A 22,315-nucleotide genomic window follows, 5' to 3' on the forward strand; every position below is an offset into this window, starting at 1 on the left:
CAGGGCTTTCGGGATCTGATCGTCCGCGGGACCGTCGGGGCATGACGAACGAACGCGAATCACGCACCCCGTCCGACCGGCCCGCCATCAACCCGTCCGGTCCCGCCCTCGACCCTCGGATCACCCTGCGCAGCCCGGCCGAACTGGCCGACGCGCTGCCCTACATGCTCGGCTTCCATCCGACCGACTCCCTGGTCATGGTCACCGTGCACGGCGAGGGCGGGCGCTTCGGCGGCCGGCTCCGCGTCGGCATCCCCACGGCCCCGGCCGAATGGGAGGACACCGCCCGGCAGGTCGCCGACTGCCTGGTCCGGGGCAGCGAGCGGCGCGGTGCCAAGCCCGACGGCATCGTCGTCTTCCTCTGCCAGGACCCGGCGGACGGCGAGAGCGGCCAGCGGGTCATGACCCGGCTGCGGCCGCTGGCCCAGCGCATCCGGCTGGCCTGCGGCGCCCTCGACGTGCCCGTGATGGAGGCGCTCTGCATCTCCGCCGGCCGGTACTGGTCCTACTGCTGTCCCGATGAGCGCTGCTGCCCCGCCGAGGGCAGCCCGCTGGCCGCGACCGGCGCCTCCGTGATGGCGGCGACCGCGACCTTCGCCGGACTCCAGGTCCGGGGCTCCCTCCGGGAGATCGAGGGCCGGCTGGTACCCCTGCGCGGGGGTGCGGCGGTGGAGATGGAGCGGGCCCTGGACCGGGCGGCTGCCGTCCTCGTGCCCAAGATCCTCGACGGGGCCACCCGGGAGGAGGTCGGCGCGGAGACGGTCACGCTGGCCCGCACGCTGATGCAGCGGATGACCCTCGCCCCGCCCGTGGACGGCGGACCGGAAGCCGACGACTGGGACGACGCGCTGCTCGGCCACGACGAGGCCGCCACCGTGATCCTCGGCCTCCAGGACCGCGAGATCCGGGACGTCGCCGCCGAGTGGATGGAGGACGAGGAGGCGGCCCCCGCCCTGCGGCTGTGGCGGGCGCTCGCCCGCCGCTGCGTCGGGGCGTACGGCGAGCACGCGGCGGCCCCGCTCACCCTCGCCGGCTGGGTCTCGTGGTCCACCGGGGACGAGCCGACGGCCCGGATCGCCCTGGGGCTGGCCCTGCGGGCCGACGCCGACTACCGCTTCGCCCAACTGCTCCACCACGCCTGCAACGAGGGCATCGACCCGGAGGGGCTGCGGGCCTGCCTGCGGGAGGAGCGGCGGCGCCGGGAACCGCGCCGCAAGCGCGCCGCGGCCACAACCCGCCCTCCGGGTCGCCGGGAAGCGCAGCCCCGCCGGGAGCCCCGCCGCACCGCGGGGAGCGACCAGTGAGCCCGGACCGGGGCCGGGGCGCGCGGAGTTCCGTGCGGCGCATCCGGGACGCCGCCGTCACCACCCTGCGGCGCAGGCTCCGTCACCGGCGCGGCCCAGTACGGGCGCTGCCGCCACCGGGGCCCGTGACCCGGGCGGGGGCGGGGCCGTTCAGCTGGAGGGTGGCGGGGGCCCGGCCGCGCCGCCGCCCAGCGAAACAGGCCGGAGCGCAGACAGCCCAGACAAGGCGACCCATGGCCCACTCCGTACCGCCCGCCCGCAGGACCGAGTTGCCGCCCGTGCACGGCACCGTCATCTGCGTCGCCGCGCCCTGCCTGGTCATCTCGCCGGAGCACGGCCAGCTGACCGGGCGGGGGATCGACGGGATCTACCGCTCCGGGCGCAGGCTGCTCTCCCGCTGCGTGCTCCGGATCGGCGGCCGGGACCCGGTCGCCGTCCAGGGGCGCAGCCTCGGCTCCGACCGGGCCTCCTTCACCGCGACCATCCGTACCGGGGCCGACGCGGGGCCCGATCCCGACATCGGGGTGGAGCGGGTCCGGCACGCGGACGGCACCGAGCGGATCACGGTGCGCAGTTTCACGGCCCGGCCGCTGCGCCTGCCCGTGGAGCTGCTGCTCGGCACCGACCTGGCCGAGCTGGCCGCGGTGGCCGCAGGCCGGGCCGGGCCCGAACTGCCGGCCGGGGTGCATGCCGCCGGGCTGCGCTGGAGCAGCGGTGAGGCGCAGGCCATCACGACCGCCGAGCCGGCCCCGGACGACGCCCTCGCCTCGGCGGGGCTGCTGCGCTGGCAGCTAGAACTGGGGCCCGGCGAGTCCCGCACCATCGAGCTGCGGACCACGCAGGACCGCATTTCACGGGCCCCTGCCGGGCAGGTGGCCAACCCGCTGGCCGGCGCCCGCGCCGAGGGGGACGACCCGAGGGTCGAAACCTGGTTCCGCCGCAGTGTGGAGGACCTCGGCGCGCTGCTGATGCGGGATCGCGAGGAGCCGGGCGACGCCTTCCTCGCCGCCGGGGTGCCGTGGCGGCTCGGGCTGGCCCCGGCGGAGTCCCTCTGGGCCGCCAGGATGGCGCTCCCGCTCGGCACCGGGCTCGCGGCGGCCACCCTGCGCACCCTGGCCCGGACCCAGACCGGCGGCCGGGGCCCCGACGCCGGGAAGATCCCGGGGCCGCTGCGCGGGGCGGGTCCGCAGCTGCCGCCCGGGTGCACCGGCACCGAGGCGACCCTCGCCTTCCCGGCGGTGCTAGCCGAGGCCCGGCGCTGGGGGCTGCCCAAGGAGGAGGTGGCCCGGCTCCTCCCGGCGGCCGAGCGGTGCCTGGACTGGCTGCGCGGAGCCCTGGGGCCGGACGGCTTCCTGGCCGATCCCGATCCCGGGCCGCGGCGCTGCGAGACCCAGGCCCACGCCCATCGGGCCGCGCTGCTCGGGGCCGACCTGCTCGCCGGATGCGGGCGGCCCGGCGCCGAAGAGTGGCGGGAGTGGGCGGCCGCACTCCGCAAGCGGTTCCGGGACGGGTTCTGGATCGACGGCCCGGACGGCGGCCGGCCCGCCGCGGCCCTGCACCCCGACGGGCGGCCGCTGCCCCGGCTGACGGGAGCCGCCGCCCACCTCCTGGACACCGGCCTGCTGGGTGGCGGCCGCCTCGCCCCCGGGTTGCTGGACCGGGTCCGCACGGAGCAGCTCGCCCGCCTCCTCGGCGCCCCCGCCATGGATTCCGGCTGGGGGCTGCGGAGCATGGCGTCCCGGGAGCCGGGCCACAACCCCTTCGGCCACCGCTCCGGCGCGGTGCGGGCGTACGAGAGCGCCGTGGCGGTCGCCGGGCTGGCCCAGGCCGGCTTCGAGAAGGAGGCCGCCGGTCTGCTGCGGGGTCTGCTGGACGCCGCGGAGAGCTTCGGGTACCGGCTGCCGGAGATGTACGCCGCCGAGCAGCGCACCGCGGGCAGCGCGCCGCTCCCGCACCCGGCGGCCTGCCGCCCCGCCGCGGTGGCCGCGGCCGCCGGGGTGCACGCGCTGACCGCCCTCGCCGGGCTCCGCCCCGACGCCCCCGCGGGCACGGTCGCCGTCGTCCCGCTGCCCGGCGCTCCCCTCGGCGCCCTGCGCTTCTGTGACCTGCGGGTCTCGGGAGAACCGTTCGCCGTCCGGATCAGCCGGCTCGGCCTCGGCATGGTGGAGGAGGCAGCCGATGCGCTCCAACTGGGCGGGTAGCCTCGCGACCGCTGCTTCCGGGATGACCAAAGCTCTGTTTATCGTCAGGCAGACGACTATGATCGCGGCATGTCGCCCTACGACCCGTCGGCCTATCCGCCCTTCGCTGTCACCGTCGACCTGGTCGTGCTCACCGTGCGGCGTCACGCGCTCTGTGCGCTGGTCGTCCGGCGAGGTGAGCAGCCTTTCCAGGGACGCTGGGCCCTGCCCGGCGGTTTCGTCCGCGGAGACGAGGACCTGGCCGCCGCCGCGGCCCGCGAGCTCTCCGAGGAAACGGGTCTGTGCGCGCACGACCCGGCCGAGCCTGGCGCGGACAACGGGGCGCACCTCGAACAGCTCGCCACCTACGGGGATCCGAAGCGCGATCCGCGCATGCGCGTCGTCAGCGTCGCGCATCTGGTCCTGGCTCCGGACCTGCCCGCCCCCCGGGCGGGCGGAGATGCCAACAGCGCGCGCTGGGCCCCCGTCGACGAACTCCTGGCCGTCTCGGACCAGGCGGCCGCGGGGCTCGCCTTCGACCACGCCCGGATCCTCGCCGACGGCGTGGAGCGGGCTCGCTCCAAGATCGAGTACTCCTCACTGGCCACGGCGTTCTGCCCGCCCGCCTTCACCGTCGGCGAGCTGCGCCGGGTCTACGAGGCCGTATGGGGCGTGGCTCTCGACCCGCGCAACTTCCACCGCAAGGTCACCGGGACCCCCGGGTTCCTGGTCCCGGCCGGGGGGACGACGACCCGTCAGGGCGGCCGGCCCGCCCAGCTGTTCCGGGCCGGCGGGGCGAACCTGCTCAACCCGCCGATGCTGCGCCCCGAAGTCTGACGGGTCGACACGGACGCGAACGCGCCCCGGCTACCCCGAAAATCGGACATATCGCGTTATCTTGTTTGCGGTACTCACAATGCCGCAGAGCGGTCTCACCCCCCGCGAGAGAAGCGATGCTCCAGGCCATCGGACTCACCAGCACACCCCGTCGAGACCTCCCGCCCCTGGTGGACGACCTCACGCTCGAGGCCCGCCCGGGAACCGTGACCGCCCTCCTCGGCGAACCGGGATCGGGCAAGACCACCGCACTGCGGCTCATGCTCGAACTCGAACCGGGCCGCGGCGTCACCTACTTCCGCGGCCGCCCGCTGCACCGGATCCCGTATCCCGGCCGTGAGGTCGGGGTGCTGCTCGGCGATGTGCCCGGCAATCCGTCGCGGACCGTCCTGAGCCAGCTGCGGATGCTGTGCGCCGCCGCCGGAGTGCCGGCCTCCCGGGCCGACATCATGCTGGAGGTCGTCGGCATCGCGGGCCTGCGCGACCAGCGGCTCGGCTCGCTCTCGCTCGGCATGGAGCGCCGGGTCGCGATGGCCGCGGCCCTGCTCGCCGACCCGTGCACGCTGCTCCTCGACGAGCCCGCCGCCGGACTCTCGCCCCGCGAACGAGGCTGGCTCCACGGGCTGCTGCGCGGACACGCCTCCCTCGGTGGCGCGGTGCTCTTCACCACCGACGACGCCAAGGAGGCCGCCCGCAGTGCGGACCGGGTCGTCAGCATCGCGGCGGGCCGGCTCGTCGCCGACCAGGACGCGGCCGAGTTCGCCCGTACCCGGCTGCGGCCGCGGGTCGCCGTACGCAGCCCGTACGCCGCCCGGCTGGCCGACGTGCTCGGCCGGGAGGCCCGGGCCGCCCAGCGTGCGGTGGAGATCGTAGAGGAGAGCGGCAGCCGCCTGTCGGTGTACGGCAGCAGCTGCGCGGAGGTGGGCGAGGCGGCGTTCCGGCACGGCGTGCTGGTCCACCAGCTCGCCGACGAGACCGGGGACGCCGGCGCGCCGTGCCCGCCCGTACCGCCCGTGCCGCAGGCGCGCACCGAGCCGGGCGGCGCGGCCCCGGCGCATCCGGCCACCGCCGCCACCGCGGCCCCCCGCAGTGCGCGGCCGGGCTCCACGGTGCGCCGGGTGGGCGGACCGCTGCGGCCGCTGCGCTACGAGCTGTGCCGGGCCTTCGGGACGGCCACACCCCTCCTCACCGCGGCCGTCGTCGTCGCCGTCTCCGCCCTCACCGCCCTGGTGCTGGCCCGGGCCGGCGGCACCCCGCAGAACCGGCTGCTCGCCGCCTGGCCGGAGCTGCTGCCCCTGCCCCCCGCCGCCCTCGGCGCCGGACTGCTCGGCGCCCTGGCCTTCGGCGAGGAGTACCGCTACCCCGCGCTCGCCGCCGACCGCGGCACCGTGCCGCGCCGCCTGGGCCTGCTCGCCGCCAAGCTCGTGGTCTGCGCCGCCCTCGCCCTGGCCTTCGGCGCCCTTACGGTCACCGCCGACGCCGCCGCCCTGAAGCTCGTCTTCGACCGCGGCCCGCTGCGCTCCCCCGGGGAATGGCTCTCCCCGGCCGTGAGTTGGGTCGGGCTGCTCGTCGGCTGCGCCTGGGCCGGGGTCCTGGCCTCCGGTGTCTTCCGGTCGGCGGTCGCGGGCCTGGCCGCCGTGCTCGCCGTACCGGTCATCGTCGTCCCGCTCGTACGCAAGGCGCTGGACGGGCCCTCCGCGTACGCGGCGAGCGGGCTCGCGGCCCGGCTGCGCGGCCTGGCCTGGGCGCAGTGGCCCCCGGAGGCGGACCGCCTGGTCCTGGGCGCCCTGCGGGTGATGGCCCAACCCGTCGGTACGGCGCTGCTGTTGTCGCTGATGGTCCTGTTGTGCGCCTATGGGTTCACAGGACTGCGCAGCCGCGTCCGTTGGTAAAGGACCGTTGGTGATCGCTGCGGTACCGGAGAAAGTCTGAACGGGACCGATCCCGTCCGCATCACGCGAACCAGACCACAACTCCCCGCAAAGAGCCCGGTTCTTTACGATAAGTCGTCAATTGCGTAGGTGGCACCGATCACCCTTTCGTGTGCTTTTCACCAAAGACCTCAAGGGTCATCCGGGCACGGCCGACAAAGGATTCGTGAGTACCCTTGCGCACACCATGATGACCACCGCCCGCCATGCCGACTCCGGCCTCGCCGGCCCGGGCGAACTCGACCGCTACCCCTACGCGGAGGCCTCCGGGACCGACCGCGTCGCAGTACCCCACTGGGACGGCGCCGACGTCGAGTTGAGCCGGGTCGGCCGCCGCGCGGCAGGCAGCCGCGGCCGCGGACTGCACGGCCAACTCGTCCAGCAGCTCGGCCAGATGATCGTCTCCGGCGACCTCGGCGCAGACCGCCCCCTGGTCCCGGAGGAGATCGGCCAGCGCTTCGAGGTCTCCCGCACCGTGGTCCGCGAATCGCTGCGCGTGCTGGAGGCCAAGGGCCTCGTCAGCGCCCGCCCCAACGTCGGCACCCGCGTCCGGCCGGTCGCCGACTGGAACCTGCTCGACCCCGACATCATCGAGTGGCGCGCCTTCGGCCCCCAGCGCGACGACCAGCGCCGCGAGCTCAACGAGCTCCGCTGGACCATCGAACCCCTCGCCGCCCGCCTCGCCGCCGGCCACGGGCGCCCGGACATCCAGCAGCGCCTCGCCGACATGGTCGAGATCATGGGCCACGCCCTCGGCCAGGGCGACGCGATCACCTTCGCGCGCGCCGACAACGAGTTCCACGCGCTCCTCATCCAGGTCGCGGGCAACCGCATGCTGGAGCACCTCTCCGGCATCGTCTCCTCGGCCCTCCAGGTCTCCGGCAGCCCCGTCACCGCCTGCGACCGCCCGAGCGAGACGTGCGTCGCGCACCACGCGCGCATCGTCGAGGCCCTCGCGGCCGGCGACGCCGTGGGTGCCGAGAACGCCATGCGCCAGCTCCTGACGGTGCACCCGGAGGTCGAGCGCGTGGTCCCCGCCCCGCGCGAGCACTGACGCGCGGACGGACGGCGGCGCGGGCGCCGGGGCGGTCGGGAGGCCGGGGTGTGACTCGGGCCACGAAGATTGGGCGTAACACTCCGCGAGGTCGAGCGATGACCTAGAGAGGTGATGGCCGACGGAGGGAAGACAGCAGCCCTTGCGGGTGCTGTGCAGCTCCCCGGCCCCTGCCCGCGCCCCCGGCCCATCCCCCGTCGGTGGTCGTCGGCTCCGGTCCAGCACCATCCGGCCGGGGTCGGAAGCCGTTCCCATCGTTCCGAGAGGTTGTTCGTGTCGGCCAGCACATCCCGTACGCTCCCGCCGGAGATCGCCGATTCCGAGTCTGTGATGGCGCTCATCGAGCGGGGCAAGGCCGAGGGGCAGATCGCCGGCGATGACGTGCGTCGGGCCTTCGAGGCTGACCAGATTCCTGCGACCCAGTGGAAGAATGTTCTGCGCAGCCTCAACCAGATCCTCGAGGAAGAGGGTGTGACGCTGATGGTCAGTGCCGCGGAGTCGCCCAAGCGCACCACCCGCAAGAGCGTCGCAGCGAAGACCCCGGCCAAGCGGACGGCCACGAAGACCGTCGCGGCGAAGACGACGGCCGCGCGGACCGTCGCCGCCGCGGCACCCGCGGCCGAGACGGTGGACCCGGAGCAGCCCGTGGACGCTCCCGCGGAGGAGCCCGGAACCGAGCCCGCCGCGAAGAAGGCCGCGGCGAAGAAGACTGCGGCCAAGAAGGCGGCCCCCGCCAAGAAGACCGCCGCGAAGAAGACGGCGGCGAAGAAGACCGCCGCCAAGAAGGACGCCGACGAGGCCGGCGACGAGGAGACCTCCGAGGAGGGCCCCGGCGCCGCCAAGGCGGAGGCCGAAGAGGAGGAGGACGGCGGCGAGAGCAAGGGCTTCGTCATCTCCGACGACGAGGACGACGCCCCGGCCCAGCAGGTCGCCGTGGCCGGCGCCACCGCCGACCCCGTCAAGGACTACCTCAAGCAGATCGGCAAGGTCCCCCTCCTCAACGCCGAGCAGGAGGTCGAGCTCGCCAAGCGCATCGAGGCGGGCCTGTTCGCCGAGGACAAGCTGGCCAACTCCGACAAGCTGGCGCCCAAGCTCAAGCGCGAGCTGGAGATCATCGCCGAGGACGGCCGCCGCGCCAAGAACCACCTGCTGGAGGCCAACCTCCGCCTCGTGGTCTCCCTCGCCAAGCGCTACACCGGCCGCGGCATGCTCTTCCTGGACCTGATCCAGGAGGGCAACCTGGGCCTGATCCGCGCGGTCGAGAAGTTCGACTACACCAAGGGCTACAAGTTCTCCACGTACGCGACCTGGTGGATCCGCCAGGCGATCACGCGTGCCATGGCCGACCAGGCCCGCACCATCCGCATCCCGGTGCACATGGTCGAGGTCATCAACAAGCTCGCCCGCGTGCAGCGCCAGATGCTCCAGGACCTGGGCCGCGAGCCCACCCCGGAGGAGCTGGCCAAGGAACTCGACATGACCCCCGAGAAGGTCATCGAGGTCCAGAAGTACGGCCGCGAGCCGATCTCCCTGCACACGCCGCTCGGCGAGGACGGCGACAGCGAGTTCGGCGACCTCATCGAGGACTCCGAGGCGGTCGTCCCGGCCGACGCCGTGAGCTTCACGCTCCTGCAGGAGCAGCTGCACTCGGTGCTCGACACGCTGAGCGAGCGCGAGGCCGGCGTGGTCTCGATGCGCTTCGGCCTCACCGACGGCCAGCCGAAGACCCTCGACGAGATCGGCAAGGTCTACGGCGTCACGCGCGAGCGGATCCGCCAGATCGAGTCCAAGACGATGTCGAAGCTGCGCCACCCGTCGCGCTCCCAGGTCCTGCGCGACTACCTGGACTGATCACCGGACCGGCCGGGCCCGAGGCGATCGGGCCGGGGGCCGTACGGAAGTGGCTGTACGGAGGTGGCCGTGCGCGGGTGCGCACGGCCACTTGGCGTCCCACTCTGGGTGGAGTCATGCACACTCAGAGTCAGGAGGCCTCATGCGTCGTCCCTTTGCCCGTGCTCTGGCGGGCGCGCTGACCCTGGTGGCGGGAGCGGCCGCGGCGCCGCTGGCCCAGGCGCCGCACGCAGCCGCGGACAGTGTGGTGATCGGCGGGAAGCCGGTGAAGGCGGCCGACAGCCCGTGGGTGGTGGCGCTCGCCAGCCGTGACCGGTTCGGGGGTACGCGGGGAGGCCAGTTCTGCGGGGGTGTCCTCGTGGGCCCGACCAAGGTGCTGACCGCGGCACACTGCCTGGGCCGCCAGGTGCTGGGCGGCCCCGTGGAGTCCGTCCCCGACTTCCGGGTGATCACCGGGCGTACGGAGCTGCGGGCGGCCGAGGGCCGCGAGATCGCGATCCGCTCGGCCCGGGTGAACCCGGCGTACGACGTCCGCAGCAATGCCGGGGACCTCGCCGTGCTGGAGCTGGCCGAGGCCGTGCCCGCGCACTACGTGCTCCCCATGGCCGAGGCGGGGCATCCCGGCTACGCGGCGGGCGGCGAGGCGACCGTGTACGGCTGGGGCGACACGAGCGGATTCGGCGACTACGCGTACGCGCTGCGCGCCGCGCGCGTGACGGTGCTGGCGGACGAGGTCTGCCGGCGCGCCTACCCGGGAGACGCCGAGGGGAAGTACCGGCCGGAGTCCATGGTGTGCGCGGGACACCGCGACGGCGGCCGGGACGCCTGCCAGGGGGACAGCGGCGGGCCGCTGGTCGCCCAGGGCAAGCTCATCGGGCTCGTGTCCTGGGGGCGCGGCTGCGGGCGGCCGGACAGTCCGGGGGTCTACACGAAGATCGCGCCGCTCACCGGCTTCGTGACGGCCCCGGAGGCGGCCCCGCGGCGAAGCGACGGCCACGACATCGCGTGGGGTGCCGAACGGGCCTCCGGACCGGCTGCACGGCCCGTACGGGGGCAGGCGGCGGCGGAGACGCAGGGCGCCGCGGGAGCGCCCGGGGCGAAGCACCGGCCCGGGGGCCGCTAGCCGCGCCGCTCCGGACATGAGGACGGGCGGCACCCCTGGGTCTCAGGGGTGCCGCCCGTCGACCGGCCTGGCCGGTCCTGGCTCGTCGGATGCGAGGTATAGGCCTGTGTCAGCGGTCCTCGGTGTCGGCATTGGCCGTCGGAGCGGACGTGAGCCGCTCGGTCTCATCCTGTATATCCGCGGCGATCTTCTTGAGTTCCGGCTCGAACTTACGCCCGTGGTGGGCGCAGAACAGCAGTTCACCGCCGCTCAGCAGGACGACGCGCAGATATGCCTGGGCGCCGCAACGGTCGCATCGGTCAGCGGCCGTCAGCGGGGTCGCGGGTGTCAGAACAGTAGTCACGTCGCCTCTTCTCTAGCTCGACGAGCTGTCGTACCAGGGTCAACATCCAACCAGGCCGAAAACGTTCCCGCTCGCGGCTTTTCCTCGAAACTTCCTTCCGAAGCTGGCCGGCTGCTGCCGGTTGGCGGCGAAGGAGCCGTATTGCGTTGCTTTACGGTTTCGCGTTGTCAGTCGTTCGCTTGTAGCAGTTCCGTCCTCCCCGGCTGAGTGCCGGTTGTTCATGAGGACGTGCCCGAACCCTAAATGGTTCATGCCTGGAAGGGAACGTGATGTTTGCTTCACTCGACCGGGGGATCGAACACCCGTGCGGTCCTGCACTAGGCTGATGAAGGCGCGAGGGTGGCGTTGCATCGGCTCTACCAGGCCTCGGTACCCTTCGACGGGCAACCGAGCCACCCTGCGCCCGACGGGCCAGAAAAAGAAATTCAGCGAGGAGCGAACTGCGTGACCGCCGACACGTCCGTGCCTTCCAGCGCGCTGCTGTCCGGAGCAGACCGGGACGCCTCCAACTACACCGCGCGGCACCTGCTCGTCCTCGAAGGCCTCGAGGCCGTCCGCAAGCGCCCCGGCATGTATATCGGTTCCACCGACTCCCGAGGCCTCATGCACTGCCTCTGGGAGATCATCGACAACGCCGTGGACGAGGCCCTGGGGGGCTACTGCGACCACATCGAGGTGATCCTCCACGAGGACGCCTCGGTCGAGGTCCGCGACAACGGCCGCGGCATCCCCGTCGACGTCGAGCCCAAGACCGGGCTGTCCGGCGTCGAGGTCGTCATGACCAAGCTGCACGCCGGCGGCAAGTTCGGCGGCGGCTCGTACGCGGCCTCCGGCGGCCTGCACGGCGTCGGCGCCTCCGTGGTCAACGCCCTCTCCGCCCGGCTGGACGTCGAGGTGGACCGCAACAGCTCCACCCACGGGATCAGCTTCCGCCGCGGCGTCCCGGGGATGTTCACCGAGCAGGGCCCCGACAGCCCGTTCGACCCCGCCAACGGCCTGCGCAAGGTCAAGCGCGTCGCCAAGGGCAAGACCGGCACCCGGGTCCGCTACTGGGCCGACCGGCAGATCTTCCTCAAGGACGCCCGGCTCTCCCTGGACACGCTCTACCAGCGCGCTCGGCAGACCGCCTTCCTCGTCCCCGGCCTGACCATCGTCGTCCGCGACGAGCGCGCCATCGACGGGTCCGGCAAGACGGAGGAGACCTTCCGCTTCGACGGGGGCATCAGCGAGTTCTGCGAGTACCTCGGGCAGGACAAGGCCGTCTGCGACGTGCTGCGCCTGACCGGCCAGGGCACCTTCAAGGAGACCGTCCCCGTCCTCGACGAGCGCGGCCACATGACCCCCACCGAGGTCACGCGCGAGCTCGGCGTGGACATCGCCCTGCGCTGGGGCACCGGGTACGAGACCCAGGTCAAGTCCTTCGTCAACATCATCGCCACGCCCAAGGGCGGCACCCACATCACCGGCTTCGAGCGCTCCGTCGCCAAGACGGTGAACGAGGTGCTCCGCTCGGCGAAGCTGCTCCGCGTCGCCGAGGACGACGTGGTCAAGGACGACGCGATGGAGGGCATGACGGCGGTCGTCACCGTCCGGCTGGCCGAGCCGCAGTTCGAGGGCCAGACCAAGGAGGTGCTCGGCACCTCGGCGGCCGCCCGGATCGTCGCGGCCGTGGTCGCCAAGGAGCTCAAGGCCTTCCTGACCAGCACGAAGCGCGACGACAAGCAGCAGGCCCGCGCCGTGATGGAGAAGATCGTCGCGGCCGCCCGGACCCGGATCGCCGCCCGCCAGCACAAGGAGGCGCAGCGCCGCAAGACCGCGCTGGAGACCTCCTCGCTGCCCGCGAAGCTGGCCGACTGCCGCAGTGACGACGTGGAGCGCAGCGAGCTCTTCATCGTCGAGGGCGACTCCGCGCTCGGCACCGCCAAGCTCGCGCGGAACTCGGAATTCCAGGCGCTCCTGCCGATCCGCGGCAAGATCCTGAACGTCCAGAAGTCGTCGGTCTCGGACATGCTCAAGAACGCCGAGTGCGGCGCGATCATCCAGGTCATAGGGGCCGGCTCGGGCCGGACCTTCGACATCGACGCCGCGCGGTACGGCAAGATCGTCCTGCTCGTCGACGCCGATGTCGACGGCGCGCACATCCGCTGCCTGCTGCTCACGCTCTTCCAGCGGTACATGCGGCCGATGGTCGAGGCGGGCCGGGTGTTCGCCGCGGTGCCGCCGCTGCACCGGATCGAGCTCGTCCAGCCCAAGAAGGGCCAGGACAAGTACGTCTACACGTATTCGGACAACGAGCTGCGCCAGACCCTGCTCGAATTCCAGCGCAAGAACGTCCGCTACAAGGATTCGATCCAGCGCTACAAGGGCCTCGGCGAGATGGACGCGGACCAGCTGGCGGAGACCACGATGGACCCCCGGTTCCGCACGCTGCGCCGGATCAACATCGGGGACCTGGACTCCGCCGAGCAGGTCTTCGACCTGCTGATGGGCAACGAGGTGGCGCCGCGCAAGGAGTTCATCACAAGCTCCGCGGCGACCCTGGACCGCTCGCGCATCGACGCCTGACCGGCGGGCGCACCGGCACCACGGCACACCGGTGCTCTTCGCTCCATCACCTGTTGGAGTGAAGAGCACCGGGACACCAGTCCGGAAAACGTCCATACCGCACATCCTTATAAGCACGCGGCCAATGCGGCAGCGGACAAGGAGAGTTCGGTGGACAAGCACGAAGGTCCCGAAGCCGGAACGATCCGGCTCGACGACCCCTGGTACGACGCGCTCGCCGTCGGCTGGGGGGAGGGCGAGGGCGGGGATCCGCCGCCCCCGCGTCCGGCCGCCGGAGGCCGGGCCGAGCCCGGAGCGTCCGACATCTACCGCGAAGTGCAGCGCAGCGCCGCCTTCCAGGAGGTCCGCAGCCGCTACCGCGGGTTCGTCGTCCCCGCGACCGCCGGATTCCTCCTCTGGTACGTCGCCTACGTGGTCGCGGCGACCATGGCGCCCGGCATCATGGCCCGCCCCGTGGTCGGCGCCGTCAACGTGGCCCTGCTGGCGGGCCTCGGCCAGTTCCTCAGCACCTTCCTGCTGACCTGGGCGTACGCCCGGCACGCGCGGCTGCGCCGGGACCGGGCCGCACTCGACCTGCGCTGGACGGTCTTCGAGCAGGAGCGCGACCAGGAGCGCAACCGCAACCAGAGCCGGGGGGCCGGCCGGTGACCACCGAACACCAGACGCTCGCCCTGATCCTGTTCAGCCTCTTCATCGCGGTCACCCTGGGCATCACCACCTGGGTCAGCCGCAACCGGCACGGCTCCGCCGAGGAGTTCTACGCCGGCGGGCGGCTGTTCTCCCCGATGGAGAACGGTTTCGCCATTGCCGGCGACTACATGTCCGCCGCCTCCTTCCTCGGCATCTCCGGCCTGATCGCGCTCTTCGGTTACGACGGCCTGCTGTACTCGGTGGGCTTCCTCGTCGCCTGGCTCGTCGTGCTCTTCCTCGTCGCCGAACTGGTCCGCAACTGCGGGCGCTTCACCCTCGCGGACGTGGTCGCGGCCCGGATGAGCGAGCGGCCCGTACGGATCGCCGCCGGCGCCTCCTCCGTCACCGTCTCGGTGCTGTACCTCGTCGCACAGATGGTCGGCGCGGGCAGCCTGGTGGGCCTGCTGCTCGGAGATTCGGGCACCGCTGCCCGGACGCTGACCGTGATCGGGGTCGGCGCGCTGATGGTGGTCTACGTGTCCTTCGGCGGCATGCGGGCCACCACCTGGATCCAGATCGTGAAGGCCGTGCTGCTCATGGGCGGGGCCGTCACCCTCACCGTGCTCGTACTGCTGCGCTTCCACGGGGACTTCGGCCAGCTGCTCACCAGCGCCGCCGAGCGCAGCGGGCACGGGCGGCGGTTCCTGAGCCCGGGGCTCAAGTACGGCGCCGACTGGACTTCCCGCTTCGACTTCATGAGCCTCGGCCTCGCGCTGGTCCTCGGGACGGCCGGGCTGCCGCACATCCTGTCGCGCTTCTACACGGTGCCGACGGCGCGGGCGGCGCGCCGGTCGGTGGTGTGGGCGATCGCGCTGATCGGCGGCTTCTACCTGATGACCATCGTGCTCGGGTTCGGGGCGGCCGCGCTGCTGGGCCCGGACCAGGTGCGGGCCTCCAACGCCTCGGGGAACACGGCGGTCCCGCTGCTCGCGGCCTTCCTGGGCGGCGGGGCGGAGTCGACCGGGGGAGCGGTGCTGTTCGCGTTCGTGGCGGCGATCGCCTTCGCCACGATCCTGGCCGTGGTCGCCGGGATCACGCTGGCCTCCTCGGCCTCGGTGGCGCACGATCTGTACGCCTCGCTCAAGCGCCGCCACGCGCGCCAGCGCAGCGAGGTCGCCGTGGCCCGGGTCGCGGCCGTAGGGATCGGGGCGGTGGCGATCGCCCTGGGGCTGCTCGCCCAGGACCTGAACGTGGCCTTCCTGGTGGGGCTGGCCTTCGCGGTGGCGGCCTCGGCCAATCTGCCGGTGCTGCTGTACTCGCTGTTCTGGGGGGCGTTCACCACGCGCGGCGCGGTCTGGTCGGTGTACGGGGGCCTGGTTCCCGCGGTGGTGCTGGTCGTCCTGTCGCCGGTGGTCTCCGGCAGCCCGGACTCCCTCTTCCCGGGCGTGAGCTTCCAGTTCTTCCCCCTGCAGAACCCGGGCCTGGTCTCGATCCCGCTGGGCTTCCTGGCCGGCTGGATGGGCACGGTGACCTCGGCCGAGGATCCGGACGAGGCGAAGTACGCGGAGACGGAGGTCCGTTCCCTGACCGGTGCCGGGGCCGTCTGAGCGCGGCTCCCGTCCCCGGCCGCCGGTCACGCGCTCTCGGACGGGAGCCAGGAGTAGCGGTGTTCCGGGCGGCCCGTCTCGCCGTAGCGCAGGGCCAGGGTGACCCGGCCGGTGCGCTCCAGGAGCTTCAGGTAGCGCTGGGCGGTCTGGCGGCTGATGCCGGCGCGGTCGGCGATCTGCTGGGTGGAGAGCGGGCCTTCGGCGCAGAGCAGGACCTGGCGGACGAGCTCGGCGGTGGTGGCGGAGTGCCCCTTGGGCAGCTCGTTCGGGGACCCGGCCGCGGCGAGGGCGCCGAAGATCCGGTCCACCTCCGCCTGTTCGGCCTCGCCGCCCGTCTCCAGGGTGCGGCGCAGGGAGGCGTACGCCTCCAGCCGGGTGCGCAGACCCGCGAAGGTGAAGGGTTTGACCAGGTACTGGAGGGCGCCGAGGCGCATGGCGGACTGGACGGTGGCCAGGTCGCGGGCTGCGGTGACCATGATCACGTCGGTGCGGTGGCCGAGCTGGCGCAGTCGGCGGACCAGGTCCAGGCCGTTCTCGTCCGGGAGGTAGTGGTCGAGCAGGATCAGGTCCACGGCGTGGGTGTCCAGGCAGGCCAGGGCCTCGGCGGCCGAATGGGCCTGGGCGACGACGCGGAAGCCGGGAACCTTCGCCACGTAGGCCGCGTTGATCCGGGCAACACGCATGTCGTCGTCGACGACCAATACGTGAATGTCGTGGATCGGGGTCTGGTTCATCGCAGGGCCTCCGGGAGTACGACGGAGAACTCCGCCCCTCCGTCCGCTGCCTCGCCGGCCCGGGCCGTGCCGCCCTGGCGCTCCGCGAGGCGGCGTACGAGCGCGAGACCGAGCCCGCGCTCGCGGTGGGCCTTGGGCTGCTTGGTCGACCAGCCCTCGGTGAAGATCTCCTCGCGGCGGGCGGCCGGGACGCCGGGGCCGCTGTCCCGTACCCGCAGGATCGCCGTACGGCCTTCGGCGCGCAGCTCGACCTCGACCAGGGGCGCGGCGGAGCCCGCCGCCGCGTCCAGGGCGTTGTCCACCAGGTTGCCCGTGATGGTGACGAGCCCGCCGGGGTCGACGAGGCTGTCGGGGAGGAAGGTGGCGTCGGCGAGCCGCAGTGGGACGCCGCGTTCGGCCGCGACGGTCGCCTTGCCCACCAGGAGTGCGGCCAGCAGCGGGTCGTGGACCTTCTCGGTGACCTGTTCGGCGGTCGTGCGGTGCACTCCGACGACCTCGGTGACGAACTCCACCGCCTCCTCGTGCAGGCCCAGCTCCAGCAAGCCGAGGAGGGTGTGGAGGCGGTTGGCGTGCTCGTGGTCCTGCGCGCGCAGGGCGTCGATCAGGCCCTTGGTGGAGTCGAGCTCGCGGCCGAGGTGCTCCAGCTCGGTGCGGTCGCGCAGGGTGGCGACGGCGCCGCCGTCCTCGGTGGGCATCCGGTTGGCGACCAGCACCCGGGGGCCCTGGACGGTGACCAGATCGCGGCCGGTGACGCGGCCGGCGAGGACGTCGGTGGTGCGGCCGGCGCCCAGTACGTCGTCCAGCGGGCGCCCGGCGACAGTGGCGGCCGTGTCGGGGGCGAGGCCCAGCAGCCGGGCGGCCTCGTCGTTGACCAGCCTGACCCGGCCCTCGCGGTCGAGGGCGATCACGCCCTCGCGGATGGAGTGCAGCATCGCCTCGCGCTCGGCGAGCATTCCGGCGATATCGGAGAAGGCCAGGTCTCGGGTCTGCCGCTGGATCCGGCGGGACAGCAGGTAGGCGGCGAGCGCGCCCGCCGCGAGGGCGCCGCCCGCGTAGGCGAGCAGGCCCGGGATGGCGCCGAGCAGCCGGTCGTGGACGCTGTCGTAGGCGATGCCGACGGAGACGGCGCCGACGATCTCCCCGTCGGCCGCGATGAGCGGGACCTTGCCGCGGGCGGAGCGGCCGAGGGTGCCCTCGTCGATCTCCATGACCTCGCGGCCCGCGAGGGCGTCGCTCGGGTCGGTGGAGACGGGCAGTCCGATCCGGTCGGTGCCGGGGTGCGAGCGGCGGATGCCGTCCAGGTCCATGACGACCACGTACTCGGCGCCCGTGGCGCGGCGGATCCGCTCGGCCGAGGCCTGCACCGGGCTGTCGGCCGTCGGCCCGGAGTCGAGGAGGTCGGCGGCCAGTGACGGGTCCGCCGCCGCGCTCTGGGCGATGGCCAGGGCGCGCCGCATGGCCTGGTCGTCGAGCTGCGCGCCGAGCGGGGCCAGGAAGAGCCCGGTGGCCAGCACGACGACCCCGGCGGCGATGGCCAGCTGGGTCAGCAGGATCTGCGAGACGGCCCGTCTGGGCAGCCCGAGGCGCCGAGCGCTCATGTGGAGGAACCGCATGACCAGCAACGGTAGGTCGCCTTCGGCCGAAGCGGAATTTCCCGTGTCTACGCAAATGGCTTGCGTTATTTGCGTCCAGCTTGCGCAAGTGATGACGGCGTAAATCTGCGGTCAGAGCAGTAGACGACTCGGCAAAGCTCTGCAACTCTCGCACGGCACGACGCAAATTCCTATCTCACCTGGTTCAGAAAACTCATGCCGAGGGACGAGGACATATGAGAAGGCTCCACTGGAGAGGACGGGCGCTGGCCGCCCTGACCGCCACGGCCCTGCTGATGCTGGGATGGCCGGCCCTGACCGCCGAGGCCGTCGGCGGCCCGAGCATCGCGGCGGGCCGCCCCGCCGCGGCGAGCAGCAGCAACGGCGCCTACACGGCCGCCAACGCCACCGACGGCAACCAGTCCACGTATTGGGAGAGCGCCGGCGGCGCCCTCCCGCAATGGGTGCAGACCGACCTCGGCGCCACCGCCCGCGTCGACCGGGTGGTGCTCAAGCTGCCCGCGGCCTGGGAGAGCCGCAACCAGACCCTGTCCGTCCAGGGCAGCGCCGACGGCACCGCCTTCACCACCCTGGTCAGCTCGGCGACGTACGCCTTCGGCCAGGGCAGCGGGAACACGGTCACGATCACCTTCCCGGCAGCCCAGACCCGGTACGTCCGGATCGACATCACCGCGAACACCGGCTGGCAGGCGGCCCAGCTCTCCGAGCTGGAGGTACGCGCCGCCGGCGAGTCCTCGGCCAACCTGGCCCTCGGCAAGACCCTGACCGCCAGCAGCAGCACCCAGACCTACCTCCCGCCCAACGCCAACGACGCCAACACCGCCAGCTACTGGGAGAGCGCCAACAACGCGCTGCCCCAGTGGCTCCAGGCCGACCTCGGCGCCTCCCTCCGCGTGGACCGCGTGGTGCTGCGGCTGCCCGAGGGCTGGGGCGCCCGCACCCAGACCCTGGAACTCCAGGGCAGTGCCAACGGCACCGACTTCACCGACCTGACCGCGTCCAAGACGTACGCGTTCGACCCGTCGAGCGCCAACGCGGTGACCATCACCTTCGACGCCGCCACCACCCGCCACCTGCGGGTCCTGATCTCGGCGAACTCCGTACAGCCCGGCGGACAGATATCCGAGCTGGAGATCTACGGGCCGCAGACGGGGGACACCCAGCCCCCGACCGCCCCCGCCGAGCTCGCCTACACCGAGCCCGCGACCGGCCAGATCAAGCTCACCTGGAAGGCCGCCACCGACAACACGGCCGTCACCGGCTACGACGTGTACGCGAACAACCAGCTGCGCACCAGCGCGGCCGGCGACGTCACCACCTACACCGACACCCAGCCCACCGGCACCAGCGTCACCTACCGTGTCCGGGCCAGGGACGCGGCCGGCAACCAGTCGCCCGACAGCAACAGCGTGACCCGCGCCGCGGACACCGGGGACAACCAGCCACCCACCGCCCCCGGCGCCCTGACCTTCACCGAGCCAGCTGCCGACCAGGTCAAACTGGCCTGGCAGGCCTCCACCGACAACACCGGCGTCACCGGCTACGAGGTGTACGCGAACAACGTGCTGCGCACGACGGTGGCCGGCAGCGCCACCACCTACACCGACACCCAGCCGGCCGACGCCACCGTCAGCTACTTCGTGCGCGCCAAGGACGCGGCGGGCAACCGCTCCGGCGACAGCAACACCGTGACCCGCAACGGCACCGGAGGCGGCGGCTCCAACCTGTCCGTCGGCAAACCGATCACCGGCTCCTCCGTGATCCACACCTTCGTCGCGGAGAACGCCAACGACAACAGCACCTCCACCTACTGGGAGGGCGCGGCCGGGGCCTACCCGAGCACCCTCACGGTCAAGCTCGGCGCCAACGCCGACGTCGACCGGCTGGTCCTCAAGCTCAACCCGGACAGCAGCTGGGGCACCCGCACCCAGAACATCCAGGTCCTGGGCCGGGAGCAGAGCGCCCCGGGCGCGACGGGCCTGGTCGCGGCCAAGGACTACGTCTTCGATCCGGCGTCCGGCGCGAACACCGTCACCATCCGGCTGCACGCCCGCGTCGCGGACGTGCAGCTCCGCTTCGCCTCCAACACCGGGGCCTCCAACGGCCAGATCGCCGAGTTCCAGGTCATCGGCGTGCCCGCGCCCAACCCCGACCTGGAGGTCACCGGCCTGAGCGCCAGTCCGGCGGCCCCCGTCGAATCGGACTCCGTCACGCTGTCCGCCACCGTCCGCAACAGCGGCCCGGCCCCGGCGGCCGCCACGGCCGTCACCTTCAAGCTCGGCGGCAGCCCGGTGGGCACGGTGAACGTGCCCGCCCTGGCCGCGGGGGCCACGGCCACCGTCACCGCCGGCATCGGCGCGCGTGACGCCGGCACCTACCCGCTGAGCGCGATCGTCGACGAGGCGAACACGGTCATCGAGCAGAACGACACCAACAACACCTTCACCGGCTCCCCGCTGGTGATCCGCCCGGTCGACAGCTCCGACCTGGTCGCCTCCGCCGTGAGCTGGTCCCCGAGCGCCCCGTCCGCGGGCCGGCCGGTCGACTTCACCGTCACCGTCCGGAACCAGGGCACCATCGCGGCAGCCCCCGGCGCGCACGGTGTCACGCTCACCCTCCAGGACGCGGCCGGCGCCACCGTCCGTACGCTCACCGGCTCCTTCAGCGGCGCTCTGGCACCCGGCGCCTCGACCGCCCCGATCGCGCTCGGCAACTGGTCGGCCGCGAACGGCAAGTACACGGTCAAGGCGGTCCTCGCCGACGACGCCAACGAACTCCCGGTCAAGCGCGCGAACAACACCTCCACCAAGCCCCTCTTCGTGGGCCGCGGGGCGAACATGCCCTTCGAGATGTACGAGGCGGAGGACGCGGCGGTCGGCGGCGGTGCCACCGTCGTCGGCCCCAACCGCACCATCGGCGACATCGCGGGCGAGGCCTCCGGCCGCAAGGCCGTCAACCTCGACGCGACGGGCGAGTACGTCGAGTTCACCACCCGCGCCGCCACCAACACCCTGGTCACCCGCTTCTCGATCCCGGACGCCCCGGGCGGCGGCGGCATCGACTCCACCATCGACGTCTACGTCAACGGCACCTTCAAGAAGGCCCTGCCGCTGACCTCGAAGTACGCCTGGCTGTACGGAGCCGAGGCCTCCCCGGGCAACTCCCCGGGCTCGGGTGCCCCGCGGCACATCTACGACGAGGCCAACCTGCTGCTGGGCGAGACCGTCCCCGCGGGCAGCAGGATCCGCCTCCAGAAGGACGCGGCCAACACCACCGGCTATGCGATCGACTTCGTCAGCCTGGAGCAGGCCGCCGTCACGCCGAACCCGGACCCGGCGACGTACACCGTCCCCGCCGGATTCACCCACCAGGACGTGCAGAACGCCCTGGACAAGGTCCGCATGGACACCACCGGCAAGCTCGCCGGCGTCTACCTGCCGCCCGGCGAGTACGAGACGGCGAGCAAGTTCCAGGTGTACGGCAAGGCCGTCCAGGTGCTCGGCGCCGGACCCTGGTTCACCCGCTTCCACGCCCCGGCCACGCAGGACAACACGGATGTCGGCTGGCGCGTGGAAGCCAGCGCCAAGGGCTCTTCCTTCGCGGGATTCGCCTACTTCGGCAACTACACGTCACGCATCGACGGCCCCGGCAAGGTGTTCGACTTCTCCGACGTCACCGACATCACCATCGACAACATCTGGAACGAGCACACCGTGTGCCTCTACTGGGGCGCCAACACGGACCGCATCACCATCAAGAACGCCCGGATCCGCGACACGTTCGCCGACGGCATCAACATGACCAACGGCAGCACGGACAACCTCGTGTCCAACAACGAGGCGCGGTCCACGGGTGACGACAGCTTCGCGCTGTTCTCCGCGATCGACGCGGGCGGCGCGGACATGAAGGACAACCTGTACGAGAACCTGACCGCGATCCTGACCTGGCGCGCGGCCGGTGTCGCCGTCTACGGCGGCTACGACAACACCTTCCGCAACATCCACATCGCCGACACCCTCGTCTATTCGGGCGTCACCGTCAGCTCGCTGGACTTCGGGTACCCGATGAACGGATTCGGCACCGATCCGACGACCTTCGAGAACGTCTCGATCGTCCGGTCGGGCGGCCATTTCTGGGGCGCGCAGACGTTCCCCGGGATCTGGCTGTTCTCGGCCTCGAAGGTGTTCCAGGGCATCAGGATCAACAACGTCGACATCGTCGATCCGACGTACAGCGGCATCATGTTCCAGACGCAGTACGTCGGCGGCCAGCCGGTCAACCCGATCAAGGACACCGTCCTGAAGGACATCACCATCACCGGGGCGAAGAAGAGCGGCGACGCCTTCGACGCCAAGTCCGGCTTCGGGCTCTGGGCGAACGAGATGCCCGAGGCGGGGCAGGGTCCGGCGGTCGGTGAGGTCACCATCCACAACCTGAAGACGAGCGACAACGCCGTGGACGTACGGAACGCGACCTCGACGTTCAGGATCAACCAACTGCCGTAGCCCGGCAGCGCGGAGACGGGCGGTGGGGCGCCTCCGGG

The 22,315-nt window shown here is 72.4% G+C and carries 14 protein-coding genes; 11 read left to right on the forward strand and 3 right to left on the reverse strand.

All coding sequences use genetic code 11. The features are described from left to right. Window positions 1-41: 41 nt before the first annotated feature. The 7 genes from OG509_RS27950 (at window position 42) to OG509_RS27980 (ending at window position 10,280) form a co-directional block, all read left to right on the forward strand. Complete coding sequence (locus OG509_RS27950; protein ID WP_406185267.1) at window positions 42-1,304, forward strand: DUF4192 domain-containing protein; 1,263 nt, start codon at window positions 42-44, stop codon at window positions 1,302-1,304. A gap of 233 nt (window positions 1,305-1,537) precedes the next feature. Further along, window positions 1,538-3,505, forward strand: coding sequence for a glycogen debranching N-terminal domain-containing protein (locus OG509_RS27955; RefSeq protein WP_406185268.1), 1,968 nt, complete (start codon window positions 1,538-1,540; stop codon window positions 3,503-3,505). A 69-nt stretch (window positions 3,506-3,574) separates the two neighbouring features. Next, window positions 3,575-4,321 carry an NUDIX domain-containing protein gene (locus tag OG509_RS27960; protein ID WP_385584969.1) on the forward strand — a complete coding sequence of 249 codons (747 nt, stop codon included), beginning with the start codon at window positions 3,575-3,577 and terminating at the stop codon, window positions 4,319-4,321. Window positions 4,322-4,437: 116 nt separating this feature from the next. Further along, entirely contained in the window at window positions 4,438-6,213 is a 1,776-nt protein-coding gene (locus OG509_RS27965) for an ATP-binding cassette domain-containing protein (RefSeq protein WP_406185269.1), read from the forward strand. A 151-nt stretch (window positions 6,214-6,364) separates the two neighbouring features. Next, window positions 6,365-7,306: a FadR/GntR family transcriptional regulator gene (locus OG509_RS27970; protein WP_406185270.1), complete on the forward strand. Its 942-nt coding sequence runs from the start codon at window positions 6,365-6,367 to the stop codon at window positions 7,304-7,306. A 267-nt stretch (window positions 7,307-7,573) separates the two neighbouring features. Continuing rightward, the gene (locus OG509_RS27975) at window positions 7,574-9,157 is read left to right on the forward strand and encodes an RNA polymerase sigma factor (protein WP_406185271.1); all 1,584 of its coding nucleotides are present in this window, start codon (window positions 7,574-7,576) and stop codon (window positions 9,155-9,157) included. 142 nt (window positions 9,158-9,299) lie between these two features. Further along, window positions 9,300-10,280, forward strand: coding sequence for a serine protease (locus tag OG509_RS27980; RefSeq protein WP_406185272.1), 981 nt, complete (start codon window positions 9,300-9,302; stop codon window positions 10,278-10,280). Between the two features lie 109 nt (window positions 10,281-10,389). On the opposite strand, the gene OG509_RS27985 is transcribed toward OG509_RS27980, so the two are convergent. After that, complete coding sequence (locus OG509_RS27985) at window positions 10,390-10,623, reverse strand: hypothetical protein (RefSeq protein WP_030154305.1); 234 nt, start codon at window positions 10,621-10,623, stop codon at window positions 10,390-10,392. Window positions 10,624-11,067: 444 nt separating this feature from the next. Between OG509_RS27985 and OG509_RS27990 the strand changes: the two genes are divergently transcribed. The 3 genes from OG509_RS27990 to OG509_RS28000 all read left to right on the forward strand — a co-directional run bounded on the left by OG509_RS27990 (window position 11,068) and on the right by OG509_RS28000 (window position 15,425). Next, a complete protein-coding gene (locus OG509_RS27990) occupies window positions 11,068-13,188 on the forward strand; it encodes a type IIA DNA topoisomerase subunit B (protein WP_406185273.1) in 2,121 nt (706 codons plus the stop codon). A gap of 150 nt (window positions 13,189-13,338) precedes the next feature. After that, the gene (locus OG509_RS27995; protein WP_406185274.1) at window positions 13,339-13,836 is read left to right on the forward strand and encodes a DUF485 domain-containing protein; all 498 of its coding nucleotides are present in this window, start codon (window positions 13,339-13,341) and stop codon (window positions 13,834-13,836) included. Continuing rightward, window positions 13,833-15,425: a cation acetate symporter gene (locus tag OG509_RS28000; RefSeq protein WP_406185275.1), complete on the forward strand. Its 1,593-nt coding sequence runs from the start codon at window positions 13,833-13,835 to the stop codon at window positions 15,423-15,425. The genes OG509_RS27995 and OG509_RS28000 overlap by 4 nt, the downstream gene beginning before the upstream one ends. Window positions 15,426-15,451: 26 nt before the next feature. Here OG509_RS28000 and OG509_RS28005 read toward each other — a convergent pair whose 3' ends face one another. Together OG509_RS28005 and OG509_RS28010 are read right to left on the reverse strand one after the other, a co-directional pair. Next, complete coding sequence (locus OG509_RS28005) at window positions 15,452-16,159, reverse strand: response regulator (protein ID WP_406185276.1); 708 nt, start codon at window positions 16,157-16,159, stop codon at window positions 15,452-15,454. Beyond that, on the reverse strand, window positions 16,156-17,772 hold the full coding sequence (locus OG509_RS28010) for an ATP-binding protein (protein WP_406185278.1): 1,617 nt from the start codon (window positions 17,770-17,772) through the stop codon (window positions 16,156-16,158). The genes OG509_RS28005 and OG509_RS28010 overlap by 4 nt, the downstream gene beginning before the upstream one ends. Before the next feature lie 215 nt (window positions 17,773-17,987). Here OG509_RS28010 and OG509_RS28015 point away from each other — a divergent pair, with 215 nt between their 5' ends. Beyond that, the gene (locus OG509_RS28015; RefSeq protein WP_406185279.1) at window positions 17,988-22,277 is read left to right on the forward strand and encodes a discoidin domain-containing protein; all 4,290 of its coding nucleotides are present in this window, start codon (window positions 17,988-17,990) and stop codon (window positions 22,275-22,277) included. Window positions 22,278-22,315: the final 38 nt, after the last annotated feature.

Source organism: Streptomyces sp. NBC_01006 (assembly GCF_045162725.1).
In the GTDB taxonomy this organism is placed as follows: Bacteria; Actinomycetota; Actinomycetes; order Streptomycetales; family Streptomycetaceae; genus Streptomyces.

Excerpts from the sequence above, each read along its gene's own strand:
- OG509_RS27950 (WP_406185267.1), top strand. The coding sequence starts at position 42 with ATGACGAACGAACGCGAATCACGCACCCCGTCCGACCGGCCCGCCATC.
- OG509_RS27955 (WP_406185268.1), top strand. The coding sequence starts at position 1,538 with ATGGCCCACTCCGTACCGCCCGCCCGCAGGACCGAGTTGCCGCCCGTG.
- OG509_RS27960 (WP_385584969.1), top strand. The coding sequence starts at position 3,575 with ATGTCGCCCTACGACCCGTCGGCCTATCCGCCCTTCGCTGTCACCGTC.
- OG509_RS27965 (WP_406185269.1), top strand. The coding sequence starts at position 4,438 with ATGCTCCAGGCCATCGGACTCACCAGCACACCCCGTCGAGACCTCCCG.
- OG509_RS27980 (WP_406185272.1), top strand. The coding sequence starts at position 9,300 with ATGCGTCGTCCCTTTGCCCGTGCTCTGGCGGGCGCGCTGACCCTGGTG.
- OG509_RS28005 (WP_406185276.1), bottom strand. The coding sequence starts at position 16,159 with ATGAACCAGACCCCGATCCACGACATTCACGTATTGGTCGTCGACGAC.
- OG509_RS28010 (WP_406185278.1), bottom strand. The coding sequence starts at position 17,772 with ATGCGGTTCCTCCACATGAGCGCTCGGCGCCTCGGGCTGCCCAGACGG.
- OG509_RS28015 (WP_406185279.1), top strand. The coding sequence starts at position 17,988 with ATGAGAAGGCTCCACTGGAGAGGACGGGCGCTGGCCGCCCTGACCGCC.